The organism is Streptomyces sp. NPDC047515, assembly GCF_040643055.1.
In the GTDB taxonomy this organism is placed as follows: domain Bacteria; phylum Actinomycetota; class Actinomycetes; order Streptomycetales; family Streptomycetaceae; genus Streptomyces.
The window spans coordinates 1-18,748 of record NZ_JBEYTM010000089.1 but is presented as its reverse complement, the minus strand read 5'-3'; the positions used below and the strand labels follow the sequence as shown (position 1 = coordinate 18,748).

At 70.7% G+C, this 18,748-nt stretch carries 19 protein-coding genes and 2 pseudogenes; 10 read left to right on the top strand and 11 right to left on the bottom strand.

Going from position 1 to position 18,748, the window contains the following annotated elements; all coding sequences use genetic code 11:
- Positions 1 to 174 precede the first annotated feature (174 nt).
- On the bottom strand, positions 175 to 963 hold the full coding sequence (locus tag ABZ826_RS36540) for an ABC transporter ATP-binding protein (protein WP_361458506.1): 789 nt from the start codon (positions 961 to 963) through the stop codon (positions 175 to 177).
- Positions 960 to 1,249 (bottom strand): annotated as a pseudogene (locus ABZ826_RS36535) (SHOCT domain-containing protein). The gene ABZ826_RS36540 and the pseudogene ABZ826_RS36535 overlap by 4 nt, the downstream one beginning before the upstream one ends.
- A gap of 202 nt (positions 1,250 to 1,451) precedes the next feature.
- Here ABZ826_RS36535 and ABZ826_RS36530 point away from each other — a divergent pair.
- Positions 1,452 to 1,622, top strand: coding sequence for a hypothetical protein (locus ABZ826_RS36530; protein WP_361458504.1), 171 nt, complete (start codon positions 1,452 to 1,454; stop codon positions 1,620 to 1,622).
- Positions 1,623 to 1,790: 168 nt separating this feature from the next.
- Positions 1,791 to 2,069 (top strand): hypothetical protein, encoded by a 279-nt coding sequence (locus tag ABZ826_RS36525; RefSeq protein WP_361458502.1) that lies wholly within the window; start codon positions 1,791 to 1,793, stop codon positions 2,067 to 2,069.
- A gap of 49 nt (positions 2,070 to 2,118) precedes the next feature.
- Here the strand turns inward: ABZ826_RS36525 and ABZ826_RS36520 are convergent, their stop codons facing one another.
- Complete coding sequence (locus tag ABZ826_RS36520) at positions 2,119 to 3,333, bottom strand: ROK family protein (protein ID WP_361458500.1); 1,215 nt, start codon at positions 3,331 to 3,333, stop codon at positions 2,119 to 2,121.
- 121 nt (positions 3,334 to 3,454) lie between these two features.
- Between ABZ826_RS36520 and ABZ826_RS36515 the strand changes: the two genes are divergently transcribed.
- Together ABZ826_RS36515 and ABZ826_RS36510 are read left to right on the top strand one after the other, a co-directional pair.
- Positions 3,455 to 4,669, top strand: coding sequence for an MFS transporter (locus ABZ826_RS36515; RefSeq protein ID WP_361458498.1), 1,215 nt, complete (start codon positions 3,455 to 3,457; stop codon positions 4,667 to 4,669).
- A gap of 73 nt (positions 4,670 to 4,742) precedes the next feature.
- A pseudogene (locus ABZ826_RS36510) lies at positions 4,743 to 5,356 on the top strand (maleylpyruvate isomerase N-terminal domain-containing protein).
- 63 nt (positions 5,357 to 5,419) lie between these two features.
- Here ABZ826_RS36510 and ABZ826_RS36505 read toward each other — a convergent pair.
- A complete protein-coding gene (locus ABZ826_RS36505) occupies positions 5,420 to 5,821 on the bottom strand; it encodes a MarR family transcriptional regulator (protein ID WP_361458496.1) in 402 nt (133 codons plus the stop codon).
- A gap of 87 nt (positions 5,822 to 5,908) precedes the next feature.
- Between ABZ826_RS36505 and ABZ826_RS36500 the strand changes: the two genes are divergently transcribed.
- Positions 5,909 to 7,411 carry an MFS transporter gene (locus ABZ826_RS36500; protein ID WP_361458494.1) on the top strand — a complete coding sequence of 501 codons (1,503 nt, stop codon included), beginning with the start codon at positions 5,909 to 5,911 and terminating at the stop codon, positions 7,409 to 7,411.
- 85 nt (positions 7,412 to 7,496) lie between these two features.
- Here ABZ826_RS36500 and ABZ826_RS36495 read toward each other — a convergent pair whose 3' ends face one another.
- The 3 genes from ABZ826_RS36495 to ABZ826_RS36485 form a co-directional block, all read right to left on the bottom strand.
- Positions 7,497 to 8,162, bottom strand: coding sequence for a response regulator transcription factor (locus ABZ826_RS36495; protein ID WP_361458492.1), 666 nt, complete (start codon positions 8,160 to 8,162; stop codon positions 7,497 to 7,499).
- On the bottom strand, positions 8,159 to 9,400 hold the full coding sequence (locus ABZ826_RS36490) for a sensor histidine kinase (protein ID WP_361458490.1): 1,242 nt from the start codon (positions 9,398 to 9,400) through the stop codon (positions 8,159 to 8,161). Before ABZ826_RS36490 ends, ABZ826_RS36495 begins: the two co-directional genes overlap by 4 nt.
- Before the next feature lie 462 nt (positions 9,401 to 9,862).
- Positions 9,863 to 10,570, bottom strand: coding sequence for a TetR/AcrR family transcriptional regulator (locus ABZ826_RS36485; RefSeq protein WP_361458488.1), 708 nt, complete (start codon positions 10,568 to 10,570; stop codon positions 9,863 to 9,865).
- A gap of 128 nt (positions 10,571 to 10,698) precedes the next feature.
- Between ABZ826_RS36485 and ABZ826_RS36480 the strand changes: the two genes are divergently transcribed.
- Complete coding sequence (locus tag ABZ826_RS36480) at positions 10,699 to 11,151, top strand: nitroreductase family deazaflavin-dependent oxidoreductase (RefSeq protein WP_361458486.1); 453 nt, start codon at positions 10,699 to 10,701, stop codon at positions 11,149 to 11,151.
- Positions 11,152 to 11,340: 189 nt separating this feature from the next.
- On the opposite strand, the gene ABZ826_RS36475 is transcribed toward ABZ826_RS36480, so the two are convergent.
- Positions 11,341 to 12,591 (bottom strand): geranylgeranyl reductase family protein, encoded by a 1,251-nt coding sequence (locus tag ABZ826_RS36475; RefSeq protein ID WP_361458509.1) that lies wholly within the window; start codon positions 12,589 to 12,591, stop codon positions 11,341 to 11,343.
- Positions 12,592 to 12,738: 147 nt separating this feature from the next.
- Here ABZ826_RS36475 and ABZ826_RS36470 point away from each other — a divergent pair, with 147 nt between their 5' ends.
- Positions 12,739 to 14,103, top strand: coding sequence for a dipeptidase (locus ABZ826_RS36470; protein ID WP_361458484.1), 1,365 nt, complete (start codon positions 12,739 to 12,741; stop codon positions 14,101 to 14,103).
- A gap of 159 nt (positions 14,104 to 14,262) precedes the next feature.
- Entirely contained in the window at positions 14,263 to 14,973 is a 711-nt protein-coding gene (locus ABZ826_RS36465; RefSeq protein WP_361458482.1) for an MBL fold metallo-hydrolase, read from the top strand.
- Here ABZ826_RS36465 and ABZ826_RS36460 read toward each other — a convergent pair.
- The 3 genes from ABZ826_RS36460 to ABZ826_RS36450 all read right to left on the bottom strand — a co-directional run bounded on the left by ABZ826_RS36460 (position 14,932) and on the right by ABZ826_RS36450 (position 17,462).
- Positions 14,932 to 15,969, bottom strand: coding sequence for an NUDIX domain-containing protein (locus ABZ826_RS36460; RefSeq protein WP_361458480.1), 1,038 nt, complete (start codon positions 15,967 to 15,969; stop codon positions 14,932 to 14,934). The two genes, ABZ826_RS36465 and ABZ826_RS36460, sit on opposite strands and share 42 nt — an antisense overlap.
- The gene (locus tag ABZ826_RS36455) at positions 15,966 to 16,748 is read right to left on the bottom strand and encodes a hypothetical protein (protein WP_361458478.1); all 783 of its coding nucleotides are present in this window, start codon (positions 16,746 to 16,748) and stop codon (positions 15,966 to 15,968) included. The genes ABZ826_RS36460 and ABZ826_RS36455 overlap by 4 nt, the downstream gene beginning before the upstream one ends.
- A 153-nt stretch (positions 16,749 to 16,901) precedes the next feature.
- The gene (locus tag ABZ826_RS36450) at positions 16,902 to 17,462 is read right to left on the bottom strand and encodes an NUDIX domain-containing protein (protein WP_361458476.1); all 561 of its coding nucleotides are present in this window, start codon (positions 17,460 to 17,462) and stop codon (positions 16,902 to 16,904) included.
- Positions 17,463 to 17,782: 320 nt separating this feature from the next.
- Here ABZ826_RS36450 and ABZ826_RS36445 point away from each other — a divergent pair, with 320 nt between their 5' ends.
- On the top strand, positions 17,783 to 18,313 hold the full coding sequence (locus ABZ826_RS36445) for a hypothetical protein (RefSeq protein ID WP_361458474.1): 531 nt from the start codon (positions 17,783 to 17,785) through the stop codon (positions 18,311 to 18,313).
- A gap of 160 nt (positions 18,314 to 18,473) precedes the next feature.
- Positions 18,474 to 18,748 (top strand): transposase domain-containing protein (locus ABZ826_RS36440; protein ID WP_361458508.1); only part of this gene is annotated, 275 nt, incomplete at its 3' end.

Sequence of the window (18,748 nt, the reverse complement as noted above, 5' to 3'; positions counted from 1 at the left end):
CCCCCGCCCCTTCGCCTGGACGAAGAGCGCCGACGAGATCCTCGAACGCCTCGCCGCATATCTTGATCGAATTCCTGGCGCAGGACACTAGCAGGACGGCGACGAATGTGCCGGCGAACCGGCGCTTGTGGGCGCGGAGCGAGGAGACGCTCAGGCGTACGGAGGTCCGGGCGGTCATGTCGTCACCGCCTGTGCGTGGGGTGGGGCGAAGGACTTGAACCGGTCGAGCACGCGCTCCGCCGTAGGGTCGGGCATCCGGTCGACGAGCCTGCCGTCGGCGAGGAAGACGACCTCGTCGGCATGGGCCGCGGCGACCGGGTCATGGGTCACCATGACGACCGTGCGGGCGGTCTGCCGAACGGTGCGGCCGAGCAGCCGGAGCACCTCCTGGCCCGAGCGGGAGTCGAGGTTGCCGGTCGGTTCGTCGGCGAAGACGACGTCGGGACTGCCCGCGAAGGCCCGTGCGACCGCCACGCGTTGCTGCTGTCCGCCGGACAGTTCACCGGGTCGATGGTGAAGCCGGTCCCGTAGTCCGACGGTGTCGACGAGCGCGTCGAGCCACTCCGGGTCGGGCCGCTCCCCCGCGAGATCCAGGGGGAGGGTGATGTTCTCGGCGACGGTGAGCGCCGGCAGGAGGTTGAAGGACTGGAAGACGAAACCGATGCGCCGGCGGCGCAGCAGGGTGAGCCTGCGGTCGTCGAGGGTGCTGAGGTCGGTGTCGCCGATGAAGGCGGAGCCTGAGGTGAGGGTGTCGAGTCCGGCCGCGCAGTGCATCAGGGTGGATTTGCCGGAGCCGGAGGGGCCCATGATGGCGGTGAAGCGGCCCGCCGGGAAGTCGACGCTCACCCCGTCCAGGGCCCTGACCCGGGTGTCGCCGTTGCCGTAGAGCTTCACGGCGTCGACGACCCGGGCGGCGACGTCGGCGGTGGGGGCGGACTCAGAGGTGGGGACGGTGGTGGTCATGCCGGTCCTCCCTTGCTGCCGCGGCCGAACTGTTCGTCGAGGACGGAGATCCTGCGCCAGTACTCGTCCTCCTCGATCTCTCCGGCCGCGAAGCGGCGGCCGAGCAGGGTGATCGGGGACGGTTCGGCGGGGCCTTCCTGGACGGCACGGGCCTGCCAGGGGCCTCGGCGGCCGTGCCGGACCTGCGGCGCAGGAGAGTGATGCCGCCGACGACGACGGCCGCCCAGAAGAGCGGAAAGAGCAGGATCCAGGGCCCGGGTCCACCGGTGTACGCCAGGGTGTTCATCTCGGTCGTCTCCCTAGGTTCGGGGGTCGCGTTCAGGTTTTCCTGACCCTGAAGAGCCTGGCCCCGAGAGCGGGTCCGAGTCGTCGTACGGCCAGCGGCCGTGGGCGTACCACCTCGGGAGTACGCGGTGGATCCGCGGCTGCTCCCGTCGGTCGACCGGAGATCGCCGGATCCTGTACCTACTGGTTCGTGCAGTCGCTCCATGAGTGCTCCGCAACGACTGATCGAAGCCACCCAGGAGCTTCTGCGGGAGCGCGGCCATGTGGTCGCCGCCACCTCCTCGGCGACCGGCCCGCGGGTGCCGGCCGGCGGGCGCGAGCCAGGACCGTCGGCGCCATTCACGGCCTCGATGCACACGCCCGGTTCACGATGACGGCGGCAGCGGAGGCCCATCACCGCACCGGTGCGCCGCTCGCCGTCCACCTGGAGCCAAAAGCGGCCGCACTCGACGTACTGGACCTGCTCTGCGGGAAGTCGACCGTCGCGCCGCAGCGGGTGGTCCTCGGCCATGCGGGCCGGTCACCGGACGGGGCCGTACCGGGTGACGCGGCGCGCACGGAAGCGATTCTGGTATGCGACGGCCCATCGCGCGACGGACCGGCGACGGTCCGAGCAGCTGACCGCCCTCGTCGACGCGGGCTTCGGCGGGCAGTTGCTCCCGGGCGGAGACACAACGGCGCCCGGAACCCCGGGCCTGCCGCATCTGCTGCGCTCTTGCCTCGAACAGACCCTGGGGAAACAGGCGTTGGACGGAATCCTGATGGGCGACGCGGCACGGGCCTTCGCGTGGAGGACGCCTTCGGGCCCGTCCGAGGGCTGACGACGGCGCGGCCGTCCCGCACGCCGTCACGCGGGCCCTGCCGCCCCCGTCACGCGAGCGCGGCCAGCGGATCGTCCAGGACCGGCTGCCAGGCCAGTTCCGCCGCGCCCACCAGGCTGTTGTGGTCGAGCGTGCACGGCAGGATCGGCACACTGCCGCTGCGCCCCCACAGACTGCGGTCGGCCACCACGGCGCGCAGCCGTTCCGGATCCGCGTCGAGCAGAGCCCGGTGCAGTCCGCCGAGGATGATGCGGTCGGGGTTGAGGATGTTGACCAGACCGGCGAGCCCGAGGCCGAGCCGGTCGATCAGTTCCTCGGCCGCGCCCCGCACCGCCGCGTCCTCGTACTCCGTGCGCAGCAGATCACCGGCCTGCTTGAGCAGCGACTCCTCCGGACCGGGCTCCCGGCGGGCGGCGACGAGGAAGGCCAGCGGGTCGGTCTCGACGTCCAGGCAGCCCCGGCCGCCGCAGTGGCACGGGCGGCCCTCCGGGTTCACCGTGAGATGCCCGACCTCCAGCGCGAGTCCCGAACTCCCGGTGTGCAGACGGCCGTCCAGGACCAGAGCACCGCCCACGCCCCGGTGTCCGGTGGCCACACAGAGCAGATGCTGGGCACCACGCCCGGCACCGTGCCGGTGTTCGGCGAGCGCGGCGAGATTGACGTCGTTCCCGGTGAACGCGGGTCCGGGGATGCCCGCTTCCCGCACGCAGGCGGCGAAGATCTCACGCACCGGCGCCCCTGCGGGCCAGGCGATGTGCAGCGGGTTGAGCGCGGTGCCCTCCGGCTCGGCGACCGCGGACGGCACCGCGAGGCCCGCCCCGACGCAGCGCAGCCCGCTGTCCCGCAGCAGCCGGGCACAGTCGTCGACCACTTCGCCGATGACCTGCGCCGGGTCGGCCGTGACGGCGACACAGCCGGGGGCGGTGGCGACGAGCCGTCCGCCGAGCCCGACGAGCGCGGCCCGGTACCCGTCGGCGTGTACCTGCGCGGCGATCGCGACGGGCCCGGACTCACGGATGGCCAGCCGGTGCGAGGGGCGACCCTGTGATCCGGCGGCGGAGCCGGGCCGGGAGTCGACCCGGATCAGGCCGAGCGCCTCCAGTTCCGCGGCGACGGCGCCGGCCGTCGCCCGGGTGACGCCGAGTTCGGAGGTGAGGACGGCGCGGGTGGGTGCGCGTCCGGTGTGGACCAGTTCCAGCGCGGGTCCGAGCGCGCTGCGGCCCCTCTCCAATTTTGTCCGGGTGGTGGTCACCTTGCCGTTCATGGGGGCGAGTCTCCCATGATCCGGAGGTGCCGCCCACGCCCCGGTGGCTCAGTTGTGCCCCCTGCGGCCGCCGCGGGCGGCCGTCTTGCGCCCGTCGTCCGGACGCCTTTATGCTGCGTTTGTGCCGCAACTAAACAAACTGCGGACGGCCCTGCCGGGGGGACCGGGCGGAGACACCGCCCCACCTTCGACGACCCGCCTCCGTACCGCGCTGACCGTGTTCTTCGCCCTCGACGGCTTCCTCTTCGCCGGCTGGGTGGTCCGTATCCCGGCGATCAAGCACCAGACCGGTGCTTCGGCCTCCACCCTGGGGCTCGCTCTGCTCGGCGTATCCGCCGGGGCCGTGGTGACCATGATGCTCACCGGCCGACTGTGCCGCCGCTTCGGCAGCCACCCGGTCACCGTGGTCTGCGGCGTCCTTCTCTCCCTGAGCATCGCCCTGCCCGCACAGACGCATTCGGCCCTCGCGCTCGGCTCGGTGCTGCTGGTCTTCGGGGCCGCGTACGGCGGGGTGAACGTGGCGATGAACAGCGCGGCGGTCGATCTGGTGGCCGCGCTGCGACGCCCGGTGATGCCGAGCTTCCACGCCGCGTTCAGCCTCGGCGGAATGGTCGGTGCCGGGCTCGGCGCACTGGTCGCGGGCGACCTCTCCCCCGCCGCGCACCTCTTCGCTCTCACCGGGGTCGGACTCCTCGTCACCGCGGCGGTCGGACCGGTGCTGCTGCGTCACCCGGCACCGAAATCCGCTCCCGCCACCGACGGTGCGCGAAAGCCACGACGGCTGGACGGGCGGGCCCGCCGCCTGGTGCTCCTCTTCGGCGTGATCGCGCTCTGCACCGCCTACGGCGAGGGCACGCTGGCCGACTGGGGCGCCCTCCATCTGGAACAGGACCTGCACGCCCGGCCGGGCACCGCCGCCGCCGGGTACTCCCTGTTCTCGCTGGCCATGACGGCTGGCCGGCTCAGCGGCACAGCGCTGCTCGAACGGCTCGGCCAGACCCGGACCCTGGTCGTGGGCGGTACCACGGCCGCCGTCGGAATGCTGCTCGGCGCGCTGGCCCCGAGCGTCTGGCCGGCGCTCCTCGGTTTCGCCGTCACCGGTCTCGGTCTGGCCAATATCTTTCCTGTCGCGGTCGGCCGGGCCGGCGAGCTGGCCGGGCCGGGCGGTGTGGCCGCCGCGTCGACGCTCGGCTACGGAGGGATGCTGCTCGGACCGCCCGCGATCGGCTTCCTGGCGGACTGGGCCTCCCTCCCGGCGGCCCTCACCACGGTGGCGCTACTGGCCACCGCGGCTGCCGTGCTGGGGTACGGAGCACGCAACGCCGCACACGCCTGAGAGACCGGCCTCCCCGTCGGGATGGTCAAAACCACCCCGCCGGGGAGGCCGAACCGCCGGCCCAATCGAAGCCATGGAGATCACGGACCACATCAAGTCCCTGGCCGACGAGGGACGGATGCCGGCAACCGCCGCGCAGGAGGCGGGCACCGGGGCTCCCGTGCCCACCTGTCCGGGCCGGCAGGTACATGATCTGCTCCGGCACACAGGGATGACGCATCGCTGGGCGACCGCGTTCGTCGTCGAGGGACACACCTCGTACCGGACGGCGGGGAAACCGGTCTGGACGGGCCCGAGTTGCTCGGCCCGGGTGGACGCGGAGTCGGCGCGCGGCGGGCGGCCGTCACCGGTGACAGTCGATCACGCGGTGGACGGAATCGACGAGTTGCTGCGTGGATTCCACGCCGCCCGAAGAACAGGGTACGTACCCGCACACCACGTTCCCTGCGGGTACGGGCCACCGACGCGGGCACCACGTGGACCGTACGGCTGTCACCGGAACCGCCGCAGACCGTACGGCACGAAGCGGCCCCCGAAGAGGGCTCTGCGGACTGCGAATTGAGCGCGACAGCCGGTGAGCTCCATCTGATGCTCTGGAACCGGCTGCCGCTCACCGCGATCACCGTGACGGGCGACCGCGAACCGGCCCGGATCCGGCGCGAAAACTCCGGGGTCACCAGGTCCTGACAGCAGGCCGGAGCGACGTGGCGTCCGGCAGTCCCCGGCCCCGGGCGGCGCGCGGCGAGGCGGTCAGCCCCCCGCGCCGTCCAGCATCCGGGCGAGCACCGACCTCTGCAGCGGCTTGACCACCGCGTGCCGTGCCCGGCCCTTCGCCGTCAGCTCGACCCTGACACCCCGCCGGTCCTCGCGGCACATCCCCCGGCACACGAGGTCGTCCTTCTCCAGTCGTGCGATCAGGCGGGACAGCGCGCTCTGGCTGAGGTGGACCCGGGCGGCCAACTCCTGGACACGATAGGCGGGGCCGCCATCCTCCGCCGCGCCCTCCGCGAGGACGTCGAGCACCTCGAAATCGCTGGCACCGAGGCCGTGCCGGTGCAGCTCGCGGTCGAGCTCACAGAGCGTCCTGGCGTGCAGAGCGAGGATGTCCCGCCACTCGTCGACGAGCACCCGCTCCGACTTGTTCACTGCCATGACCGCACGTTAGCAGAGATGCGGCCGATTGTTGCATTGGAATTAAATGCACTTGCATTCAATGCACGTGCATGTACCGTGCTGCTCATGACCTCTCCGCTCAACGTCCCCGATTCCCACGAGCGTTGGAGCCCGCGCCTGTGGGGCACCCTGCTCGTGCTCTGCGCCGCGATGTTCCTGGACGCTCTCGACGTCTCCATGGTCGGCGTCGCACTGCCGTCCATCGCCGACGATCTGGGGCTGACCACCTCGACCCTGCAGTGGGTCGTCAGCGGCTACATCCTCGGCTACGGCGGCCTGCTGCTCCTCGGTGGCCGTGCGGCCGACCTGCTGGGCCGGCGCCAGGTCTTCCTGATCGCACTGGGCGTCTTCGCCCTCGCCTCGCTGCTCGGCGGATTCGTCGACTCCGGACCTCTGCTGATCGCCAGCCGCTTCATCAAGGGGCTGAGCGCCGCCTTCACCGCACCGGCCGGGCTCTCCATCATCACCACGACGTTCAAGGAGGGCCCGCAGCGCAACCGGGCCCTGTCCATCTACACCACCTGCGCCGCCACCGGCTTCTCCATGGGCCTGGTCCTCTCGGGCCTCCTCACCCAGCTGTCCTGGCGGTGGACGATGCTGCTGCCCGCTCCCATCGCGCTGATCGCCCTGCTGGCGGGGCTGAAGCTGATCCCGCACAGCGAACGCGAGGACACCCATCGCGACTACGACCTGCCGGGCGCCGTCACCGGTACGGCCGCCATGCTGCTGCTGGTGTTCACGGTCGTACAGGCCCCGGAGGCGGGCTGGACCTCCGCCCGTACACTCCTGTCGTTCCTCGCCGCCGCCGCACTGCTCACCGTCTTCGTCACCATCGAGCGGCGCACCGCGAACCCGCTGATCCGGCTCGGGGTGCTGCGCTCCGGCAGCCAGGTCAGGGCGCAGCTGGGGGCGGCCGCGTTCTTCGGCAGTTACGTGGGCTTCCAGTTCCTGGTCACCCAGTACATGCAGTCGCTGCTCGGCTGGTCCGCGCTGCAGACCGCGCTGGCCTTCCTGCCCGCGGGCGTGCTGGTCGCCCTCTCCTCGACGAAGATCGGTGATGTGGTGGACCGGTTCGGCACCCCGCGTGTCATCGCTACCGGCTTCACCTCCCTCGTCATCGGCTACGCGCTGTTTCTGCGAATCACGCTCACCCCGTCGTACGCGGCGGTGATCCTGCCCTCCATGCTGCTGCTCGGCGCGGCGTGCGCGCTGACCTTCCCCTCGCTCAACATCCAGGCGACCAACGGGGTGGACGACGACGAACAGGGCATGGTCTCGGGGCTGCTGAACACCTCGATCCAGGTCGGCGGGGCGATCTTCCTGGCGATCGTGACCGCGGTGATCACGGCGCACGGCAGCGGAGACGGATCCCGCCAGGCGGTCCTGGACAGCTACCGGCCCGGTCTGGTCGTGGTGACCGCGGTCGCGCTGGCCGGGCTGCTGATCACGCTGACCGGGCTGCGGCGCAGCCGGCCCGTGCAGCGCACCGTGCTGGTCGCCTCGTCCGAAATGGACCGGGCCGCGGCGGTCGAGGCGGCCGCCGCCCGGAAGGTGTCCGTGCGGAACTGACCGTCCGGCAAGGAGGAACGCGCGGTGGCCGACGGGGACTTCCCCTGTCGACCACCGCGCGTCCGACGCTGCTCAGCGGGCGGGATCAGCCGAGCCAGCCGGGGCGCACGAGACCCGACTCATAAGCGAGCACCACGAGTTGGGCCCGGTCGCGGGCGCCGAGCTTCACCATCGTCCGGCTGACGTGGGTCTTGGCGGTGAGCGGACTGACAACCAGCCGTCTGGCGATCTCCTCGTTGGAGAGCCCGATGCCGACGAGTGCCATCACCTCCCTTTCCCGTTCGGTGAGTTCGCTCAGCCCGGTCGCCGCGGCGGGCTCCTTGGAGCGGGCCGCGAACTCGGCGATCAGACGGCGGGTGACCCCCGGTGAGAGCAGGGCGTCGCCCCCGACCACGGCGCGTACCGCCCGCAGCAGCTCATCCGGTTCGGTGTCCTTGACGAGAAAGCCGGAGGCGCCGGAGCGGATCGCCTCGAAGACGTACTCGTCGAGCTCGAAGGTGGTGAGCATGACCACCTTGACGTCACCCAGTTCGGGATCCTCGGTGATGGCGCGGGTCGCGGCGAGGCCGTCGAGACGTGGCATCCGGATGTCCATCAGCACGGTGTCCGGCCGCAGTTCGCGTACCAGGCGCACCGCTTCCTCGCCATCGGCGGCCTCCCCCGCCACCTCGATGTCGGGCTGGGCGTCCAGCAGAGCCCGGAAGCCGGCCCGGACCAGCAGCTGGTCGTCGGCGAGCAGTACGCGAATCACGTCGTCTCCTCCTTGCGCGCCGCCGCGCCAGCTGTGTCGGAAGGCAGCGGCAGCTCGGCCCGCACCCGGAAGCCGCCGTCGGTCCGGGGCCCCGTCTCGATCGTGCCACCGAGTGCGGCGGCCCGCTCACGCATGCCCACCAGCCCATTGCCGCTCCCTCCGGCGTCGTTGCCGGTGGCGGGCCCCTCGTCGTCGATCCGGAGCCGGATCCGGCCGGGCTGGTAGCCGATCCGGACCTGCGCGGTGCGCGATCCGGAGTGCCGGACCACATTCGTCAGCGCCTCCTGCACGATCCGGAAGGCGGCGAGATCCGCCCCGGGCGGGACGGCGCCGCGTACCCCTTCGGTCTCGACGGTGACGGCCAGTCCGGTGCTCGCCGCCTGTTCGACGAGCTCGGGAAGCCGGTCCAGTCCGGGGGCCGGGGCCCTTGGGGCGTCTCCGGGGGTGCGCAGGGTGTCCAGAACCTGGCGGACCTCGCCCAGCGCCTCCTTGCTGGCGGCCTTGATGGTGGCGAGGGCGGTGCGGGCCTGCTCGGGGTCGGAGTCCAGCAGCGCGAGTCCGACACTCGACTGGACGTTGATCACGGAGATGTTGTGGGCCAGGACGTCATGGAGCTCGCGGGCCATCCGCAGCCGTTCCTCGTCGGCCCGGCGCTTTTCCGCGGCCTCCCGCTCCGCGCGCTGGTCCGCCCACTGCTCACGGCGTACGCGGACGAACTCGGCGGCGGCGATGATGGCCACCACCCAGGCGGCGACGCCCAGTTCCTGCCCCCAGGGAGGGACGTGGTCCTCGGCGGGCGGCAGCCACCGGTAGAGCCAGTGGGCCACCAGGACATGCCCCAGCCACACCATGGCGACGGCCGACCAGGCGGCCCGCCGGTGCCCGGCGACGACCGCGCTGAAACAGCCCACGGCGACGGCCAGGAAGACCGGGCCGTACGGATAGCCGGCCGCCAGGTAGACCATCGCGGCGGCCGAACTCCCGAAGACGGCCACCACGGGGTGGCGGTGGCGCAGCAGGAGCACGGCGACGGCCAGGAAGAGCAGCAGCCGCGCGAAGACGTCCAGCGGCGCCCGCTCGTCCATCTGCCCCCGGGCCGCGACGGTCGAACCGATCATGACGACGGCCCCGAGCACGATCGTCGACGGCCACGGCAGCCGGGAGGCGTACTGTCCCGGCGTCTCCGTCAGCCATCGCGGAGGCTCGCCGTGCAGCCTGTGTGGGCGTTGCTCTTCCATGTCCGCCACGCTAGACCGCGGGCCGTGGCGGGGTCGTCAGCCGGGCGCGGTGATCACCCGTACTCCCTGTGGAGTACGTCGTACGGGGCGGGCCGCGGGCGAGGAGCGCCGCGTCCCGGTACGGCCCGGACCGCGCGAGCGGGGTCTGCCCGGCGGAGCATGGCCCCGGCCTCCTCGTGCACGGTCGCGGCCGGCCCTGCCGGCTGCGACCGTGCACGAGCAGCCGTCAGAGCCTGTCGGGCAGCCTCTGATCGGGCGGCCACGCCCTGGCACGCACTCCCCCAAGGCATTGAGGACCAGGGGGACCCCCCTCCCGCGTTGCCGAAATGCCCTGGTAGCCCCATCCCCGAGCTCTCAGCTTCGTTCGAGCAGGGGAGACCCCATCCGAGGACATCCCGGCGCCTTGGAATCGCACGCACCAGACCGCGTCCGCTGTCCGATCGAAGGCCGCCCGACAGGCTCTCAGGCGCTGCGGTGGCCGAGCAGACCGACCGTGCGGGCCAGTTCGGTGACGGCTTCCCGGAAGAAGACCTCCCGGGCCTCCACCACCCGGTGGAACTGTCCGAAGATCTCGAAGGAGATCAGCCCGAACAGCTGCGACCAGGCGGCGATCAGCGGAGCGACCACCCCGGGAGGCAGGTCGGGGGCGAACTCGGCGACCATCCGCTCGGCCTCGGTGCGCAGTTCGTCGGCGAGCGGCGGCACGGCGAGACCGTCGGCGCCGAAGGCCTCGCCGACGATGGCGATCAGGACGAGGCCGACGCGGGAGGCGGGGCCGATCGTCGCCTGCGGCGCGGTGTAGCCGGGCACCGGCGAACCGTAGATCAGGGCGTACTCATGGGGGTGGGAGAGGGCCCAGTCGCGTACGGCGCGGGCGACCGCCGTCCAGCGTGCGAGGTGGGGGGCGGCGTCGGCACGGGCGGCCCGGTGGGCGGCCTCGGCGCTCTCGCCGACGGAGTCGTAGGCATCGATGATCAGGGCCGTGAGCAGTTCGTCCCGGCTGGGGAAGTAGCGGTAGAGCGCGGAGGACGCCATCCCGAGTTCCCGTGCGACCGCGCGCAGCGACAGCTTCGCGGCACCCTCGGCCGCGAGCTGCTTCCTCGCCTCCTCCTTGATGGCGTCGGTGATCTCGATACGGGCCCGTTCCCTGGCTCCTCGGACAGCACTCATGGTCCTCAGTCTGTCATGGATGAAGAGCACCGACCAACAACGAGAGCACTGCTCTTGATTTGGGGCACCGCTTCCGTGCACACTGCTCTCAAGCGAGAGCACCGCTCTCAATGTGTGGAGGAGTCGCCATGTCTCAGCCGTACTATCTGCAGGGCAACGCCTTCATCGTCCGGATGAACAGCGTCATCGGCTGGCTCGCCCGGCACGGTGTCAGCCTGCTCGGCTCGGCCGAGCTCTCGGTGCGCGGCCGCAGGAGCGGACAGCTGCAGCGCATCCCGGTGAACACCCACACCTACGACGGCGCGCAGTATCTGGTCTCCGCGCGGGGCCACTCCCAGTGGGTGCGCAACATGCGGGTCGCCGGTGGTGGCGAGCTGAGGGTGGGCCGGAGGATCCGCACCTTCACGGCCGTGGAGATCGCGGACGACGAGCAGAAGGCGCGGGTCGTCCGCGCCTATCTGGAGCGGTGGGGCTGGGAGGTCAACCAGTACTTCCAGGGCATCACCGCGAAGTCCACGGACACCGAACTCCTGGCCGCCTGCCCCGACCACCCCGTCTTCCGGATCAACGTCGAGGGCTGACCGTGCGGCCCGGCCCGCCCTCGGCGTCACAACCTGGCGCCGTGACCGGAGGGTTCAACCACCCGCGGTGTCCGGCACGGCACCTCGCCGCGCCGTCGCATCACCCGAGCGCGTCCGGCACGTGGGCGATCCGTCGCCTCGCGACACACCGCACCGGGCGCCGGTGAACCTCTCCGGCCACAGCGCCGGCTAGCGATCCATCGCGGACAGGGCCCGCTGCGCCAGCGGGTGCGTACGGACCAGTTCGGCCAGGGAGGTCGTGCCACGGGTGATCCCGGCGAACGCGTTCCAGGCCGGACGGAACCCCGTCAGCACCGCGTGCAGCACCCCCGGACGGCGCTCGAACAGCTTGAGCATGCGCCGCCCGACCCCCATCTCGACACCCAGGCCCGCCTTGATGGCGAAGGCATAGTTCAACGCCTGGCGCCGGGCATCCACCGCGTCGTGCGACTCCGCGATCCGGACCGCCCACTCACCGGCGAGCCGCCCCGACCGCAACGCGAAGGAGATGCCTTCGCGGGTCCACGGCTCCAGCAGCCCCGCCGCGTCGCCGCACACCAGCACCCGCCCGCGCGACAGCGGCGAGTCGTCACTGCGACAGCGCGTCAGATGCCCGGAGGAGATCTTCGGCTCGAAGCCGGCCAGACCGAGCCGGGCGATGAAGTCCTCCAAGTACCGCTTGGTCCCCGCTCCGTCACCCCGCGCCGAGATCACACCGACAGTGAGGGTGTCCCCCTTGGGGAACACCCAGCCGTAACTGCCGGGCATGGGGCCCCAGTCGATCAACACCCGACCGGCCCAGTCCTCCGCCACGGTCTGCGGAACCGGGATCTCCGCCTCCAGGCCGAGGTCCACCTGGTCGAGTTTCACCCCGACATGGGCTCCTATCCGCCCCGCGCTGCCGTCCGCACCGACGACCGCGCGGGCCAGGACCGTCTCGCCTCCGGAGAGCACCACGGCGACCGTGCGCCGGTCCGGCACCGCGGCGCCGTGCTGCTCGACCCTCGTCACCGTCGCTCCGGTACGGAGTTCGGCGCCCGCCTTCTGGGCCTCTTCGACCAGCCCCGCGTCGAACTCCGGGCGGTTGATGAGCCCGAAGAGCATCCGCTTGGAGCGGCGGGTCCGCGCCAGCCTGCCGTTGAGCGAGAACGTGACCGCGTGGATCCGGTCCCGCAGCGGCAGTTCGAATCCGGGCGGCAACGAATCACGCGAATAACCGATGATGCCGCCGCCGCACGTCTTGTAGCGGGGCAGCTCCGCCTTTTCCAGGAGCAGTACCCGTCGGCCGGCCACCGCCGCCGCGTATGCCGCGGAGGCTCCGGCCGGTCCGCCGCCCACTACGACGACGTCCCACACGGACGACTCTTCGTGCTCATGCCCGGCGTCTGCGTTCTCGCTGCTCACGATGTGCTTCTGCTCCCGATCCCACCAGTGGCCCATGCTGCTCACGGCATCCTACGGCGCGCCCGGACCGGCCCCCTCTGTGGGAGGATCGACCATACGTTCATCCTCCATGCAACGCCGCTCACTCGGTACGCATGTGCCCGGATACGTACCCATAACGTCGCACCCACGAGGAGCGTGCCCATGACCGCCCGTCCGATCTCCGAGACCATTGCCTCGCTGATGCCCGGTGCCAAGGCGGAGCTGGCCGAGCTGGTGGCCTTCCAGTCGGTGGCGGATCCCGCGCAGTTCCCGAGGAGCGAGTGCGAGGCGGCCGCCGACTGGGTCGCCGACGCGCTGCGCGCCGAGGACTTCCAGGATGTCGCCCTGCTCGACACCCCCGACGGAACCCGGTCGGTGTACGGCTTCCTGCCCGGCCCGGCAGGCGCCCCGACCGTGCTGCTCTACGCGCACTACGACGTGCAGCCGCCGCTCGACGAGTCCGCCTGGCTCTCCCCGCCGTTCGAGCTGACGGAGCGTGACGGCCGCTGGTTCGGCCGCGGCGCGGCCGACTGCAAGGGCGGCTTCATCATGCACCTCCTCGCCCTGCGCGCACTCAAGGCGCACGGCGGCGTCCCGGTCTCCGTCAAGGTGATCGCCGAGGGTTCCGAGGAGCAGGGCACCGGGGGTCTGGAGCAGTACGCCGAGGCGCACCCCGAGCTGCTGACTGCCGACACGATCGTCATCGGCGACACCGGCAACTTCCGGGTCGGACTGCCGACGGTCACCGCGACACTGCGCGGTATGACGATGCTGCGGGTCACGCTCGACACCCTCGAAGGGAACCTGCATTCCGGCCAGTTCGGCGGCGCCGCCCCGGACGCGCTGGCCGCGATGATCCAGCTGCTGGCCTCGCTGCGCGCCGAGGACGGCACCACGACCGTCGACGGACTCGCCACGGACGCCGAGTGGGACGGACTGCAGTACCCGGAGGCCGAATTCCGCAAGGACGCGAAGGTCCTCGACGGTGTCGGACTGATCGGAACGGGCACGGTCGCCGACCGGATCTGGGCCCGGCCCGCCGTCACCGTCATCGGCATCGACTGCCCGCCCGTGGTCGGCGCGACTCCTTCGCTCCAGGCGAGCGCGCGGGCTCAGATCAGCCTGCGGGTGCCGCCGGGCCAGGACGCCGCCGCGGCGACGGAGCTGCTGACCGCCCATCTGAAGGCGCACGCCCCCTGGGGGGCGCGGGTGTCGGTGGAGCAGGTGGGCCAGGGCCAGCCGTTCCGTGCGGACACCTCCAGCCCCGCGTACACGTCGATGGCGCAGGCGATGGAGGCCGCGTACCCCGGCGAGAAGATGCAGACGTCCGGGATGGGCGGCTCGATCCCGCTCTGCAACACCCTCGCCGCCCTCTACCCGGAGGCCGAGATTCTGCTGATCGGCCTGAGCGAGCCGGAGGCGCAGATCCACGCGGTGAACGAGAGCGTGTCGCCCGAGGAGCTGGAGCGGCTGTCGCTCGCCGAGGCCCTGTTCCTGCGGAACTACGCCGATTCCAAGCGGGTCTGATCTGGCGTCATCCATGTCCGGTTCGGACATCCGGACATCCGGCACCCGGCCGGCCCGCGGGGTGCCGGGTCGGCCGCGTGGCCGGTCTACGCGCTGAGCGAAGCTCGCCCAGAGCGTAGATCCGGTCGCCGGGCGGACGGGGCCACGTACGTTCGACGTATGGATCTCGTCGAGGTACTTCCCCAACTGCACATGTTCCGCTTCCCCATCGGCCAGGCGTATCTGTGGCGCGACGGCACGGACCTGACTCTGATCGACGCGGGCGACATCAATGCCGCGTCCGCGATCGAGGACGCGGTGCGCGGCCTCGGCCTGGACCCGGGCCGCATCGGCCGGATCGTCGTCACCCACGGGCATCGCGACCACTACGGCGCGGCCCAGGAGCTCGCCGACCGGTACGGCGCCGAGATCCTGGCCCATCGGCTGGACGCGCCGGCGATCCGCGGCGAGGTGGAGATCGCCGACCCCGTCCTGCTGGACTGGGAGCGCCCGTTGTACGAGCACGCGCTGACCGTTCCTGTGGCGCCGCCGACCCGCGTGGACCGCGAACTGGCCGATGGCGACGAGATCGCCTTCGGTTCGGGGGCCCGGGTGGTCCACTGCCCCGGTCACACCCCCGGCTCCATCGGGATCCATCTGCCGCACCACGGTGTGCTGTTCACCGGCGACTGCGTGGCCGGGGTCGGCCGGGTGATGCTGGGCGTCTTCAACATCGACCGGGCGCGGGCCGTGGCCTCGTTCCGGCGGCTGGCCGCGCTGGAACCAGCGACGGTCTGCTTCGGACACGGCGATCCGCTCACCGCCGACGCCGCCGCGGTGCTGCGTGCGTCAGCCGACCGGGACTCCGGCCTCCAGGTTGAGCACGGTTGACCGCTCCCGGGCGCGCAGCGCCCAGCGCAGCCGTTCGTACCGGGTAGGGGGCAGCATGGTGGCCGCCTCCGCCTCGGTGACGAACCGCCAGCCGCGCAGTTCGGAACCGGGCAGCAGTAGCCGTTCGGCGTCGGCACGAGGCAGCAGGCCGCCGTCGAAGAGCATCCGCAGCCCTCCGTAGCCGGGTGGTTCGGGTGCCTCCCAGTCGACTACGAGGAGTTTCGGCACCCGGTCGAGGTGGATGCCTATCTCCTCGGCCACTTCACGGATCCCGGCCTGTGCCGGTGCCTCGCCGGCCTCGACCACTCCGCCGGGGAACTCCCAGCCGGGCTTGTACGTCGGGTCGACGAGCAGCACCCGGTCGTGTTCGTCGAAGAGCAGTACACCGGCCGCGACGGTCTCCGCGGTCGGCTCGGGGGTCTGCACGATCTCGCATGCGGCGGCCGTTCCGGTGCGGACCGCCTCGGCTATGTGCTCGGCCGTCTCGTGCGGGGAGAGCGCGCTGGTGTCGATGGTGTGGGCGTCCCGGGTGAGCCAGCCGAGCGCCGTCCGATAGGGCTCGATGTGTTCGTAGGCCCACTGCCGGATCCGTTCGCTGTGCTCCGGGTCGTCGGCGAACTCCACCCGGTCGGCGATCCGTTTGCGCAGGATCGTTTCCTCAGGCGAAAGCAGGACATGGCGCACCGGAATGCGCCGGGAGGCGAGCCCTCCGAAGATCTCATCGCGATACTCCTGTCGCAGCAGCGTCATCGGCACCACCAGCACCCCGGGCATCTCGGCGAGAAGGGCCGCCGCGGTGTCCACCACCAGTCGCCGCCAGATCGGCAGGTCCTGGAAGTCCGTCACCTCGGCAAGCCGCTTCTGGGGCAGCAGACACCGCAGCCCCGCGCCGATCAGCTCGGGGTCGTAGAAGGTGCTGTTCGGGATCAGATCGACCAGCTCGCGCGCGGCGCTCGTCTTGCCCGCGCTGAACGCACCGTTGATCCAGACGATCATTCGTACTCCAAGGCTGGAAGGCCGCTGAACAGGGACGGAGCAGCATTGCGCAGGCCATCTGGGAGCGGCATGGGAAAAGGAGGCGTCCACAACCCCGCACCCACTACTTCTTTCTCCCATACGCGCTGAAGGTACTCCCCGATTCTCTCCTCCATCGCGACCGTCACCTCGCTGTACACACCCTCCACACCCGGAAGCTCATGCCCCATTCGGGCCTCCACCGCCACGCGCGGAATGTCACCCGGCTCGTCCAGCTTCGCCTTGTGCCAGTGCCGCAGCCGGTAGATGTCCTGCCCGGCCATCTCCGAGACCGCCGGTATCACGGGCCGCGCCCACCGTGCATACCGCGGCCCGGAGTCCCGTTTCTCGGCCCCGTCCCGGATCGGGTACCAGTAGTCCCGATCGAAATCCGTCCCCAGAAGCGGTTTCCCCATGACAGACAGAAACGTCCACGGCTTCTCATGAGACGCCAGCAGAGCCTCATGCATCTCATGAAGGAAGGGCGGCATCACCAGCGTTCTCCATGAGTCGTACTTCGGAGCTGCCAGCACGTGCCGTTTGTCCGCGACGTACGTCTGATACTGCACCCGCATCGCGTGCATCGCCTCGTACCGCTGCTCGGCCTCCTCGCGCAGTTCGTCGTCAGGCTCGGAGGCGGGCCAGTAGGGTGACGAGTAGCCACGCTGAAGGCCGAACATCTCGCCAGGAGGGCGGGCACCGGTGAAAGCCACCGTCCAGATGTACGCCCGTCGTGCCGCGATCCCCGTGCGATCACTCAAGCCACCACAGTTCGACAGACGTCGGGTCAGGCTGCGCGCATCGAGGCTCCCGCGTTCGGTTTGGCAAGGAGGCAACCAACGATCGCGGAGCCTCGACCGGTGCACAGGGTGATCCGGCGCCACTGCAGACCGGAAGCGTTCACAGGGGGCTGGTCAGCCGATTCCGGCCGGCGCGCTGATCGCTCGCGCGATGCGGCGACCGACCAAGCGCTCGGCCAGGGCCACTGGGTACCAGCCGGCCCCGGTCACCTCAGACTCCTGAATGCGCCCGACCTCGGCGCGGGCTGTCGTGAAGGCATACCCGATGTCGAGGTGATAGTGCTCGGGCTCGTTCTTCTTGGGTCGGGCTGGAACCCGGCCGTATTCGATGTAGGCGGGAGCCTGCGAGGCGGGGAACACCTGGCTAGGGTCGACGCCGGTCTCCTCCGTCAACTCGCGTACTGCCGCGTCGATCAGGGTGGTGTCGGTCGGCTCGAGGTGGCCGCCAGGCTGGAGGGTGATCCCGTACGCGACATGTTCGATGAGCAGGATCTCGGTGCCATCGCGGACGAGAAGTGCGCCGACGGTCACGTGCATCGGGAAGCTCCGGCGGGAACTGAAGTCTCGACCTTGAGCCATGAGCCGCTGGGGCTCGGACAACTGCTCGGCCTCCTCCGGATAGCGCTTGAGGTAAGCAGCAAGGACACCCGAGATGTCCGAATCACTGATCGCCACGGGTCACCTCCACAGCAGTCCGAGGCGTGTGTGCCACCGGGGTCCCTTCCAGCCAGGCCAGTGCGCTGTGAAACTCCAGCGCAGCAATGCGGACGTCAGAGACTGCCTCATTCAGAATCATTTGCCCAATCTCCCCATGACTCACTCGCCACACCCTATGCGGCCGGCGAGCACGCGGGGCGCAGGCGGCCCGCACGTCATCTGGTCGTGTTCGACCGAATCCCTGAGGCGCGGTGGGCCGGGCATGGTGGCCGGTCGCGTCGAGGCGGTCAGCAGTGCGTGTCCCTCCGTTGGGTCTGCTTCAGGAAGGCATCCCGGTCATGAACGGTGACAACAAAACAGAACGAGGTGCCTGGGTAGTCCTGGGCGGAATCCACCTCCTCAACCAGACGACGCCGCAGCGGCCGGACGAGCTGATCGTGCTTGTCCGCGTGGCCCCACAAGAGATCTGCTTGCCGAGCACCACCGTGGTCATCCGGTGGGACACGCTCGGAATGTGCCCGGTCGAGGCTCTGAGTACGAGCGGCACTCGGCTCGGGTCCGCCCGGGTTGACGGCGGCGCCCTGTTCCCCGACGCCATCGCCGGGGCCGCTCTGCGAGAACTGGTCGGTGCCAGCGCCGCCCCGGGGCTCGTGCCACTGTGTTACTTGTCCGAACATCCCGGCGGCGGATACCACGCGTACGCGCAGATCCGGTACCACCCCGAGGACGCCTGCTTCGTCCGAACCACCCGCCAGCCGGTCGGCCACGGCCCAGCCGAGGCCCTGCGCTGGCTGGACCAGGTGCTATCCGCACACGCAGAGTCGAGCATGGCGCTCAACAACCACCTGCGGTACTTCCGCACGCACTGAAGTTCCCCCAAGGCCGGGTAGTTAGCGTTTCCGCAGGTCACGCAAGGGAGTTGACGGGTTTCCAACGTGGAGCAACGGAGCTCGTTGGTACAGGCAGTCTCCAAGACAGCTTGTCCCGTAAGGAGCTCCGTTGCCCTCTCATTGTGTCGTGCCGCCTCGGCTGGTGGCCATCACCCGTACGGTCACTGTGGCCGCGGGCAGGTTCGCTCCCGGACATCTGGGAGAACTGACGTCGATCGTGCCGTTCGAGCTGGTCGACGCGGTCTTGTCCGAGACCAGGACCGTGCAGCGGCGGTTGCGTGATCTGCCTTCGCGGGTCGGCGTCTACTTCCTCCTGGCGATGTGCCTGTTCCCCGAGATCGGCTACCGGCTGGTCTGGGGCAGGCTGACCGCCGGCCTGTCGGGGATGCCGGTCGCCTGCCCGAGCGCGAAGGC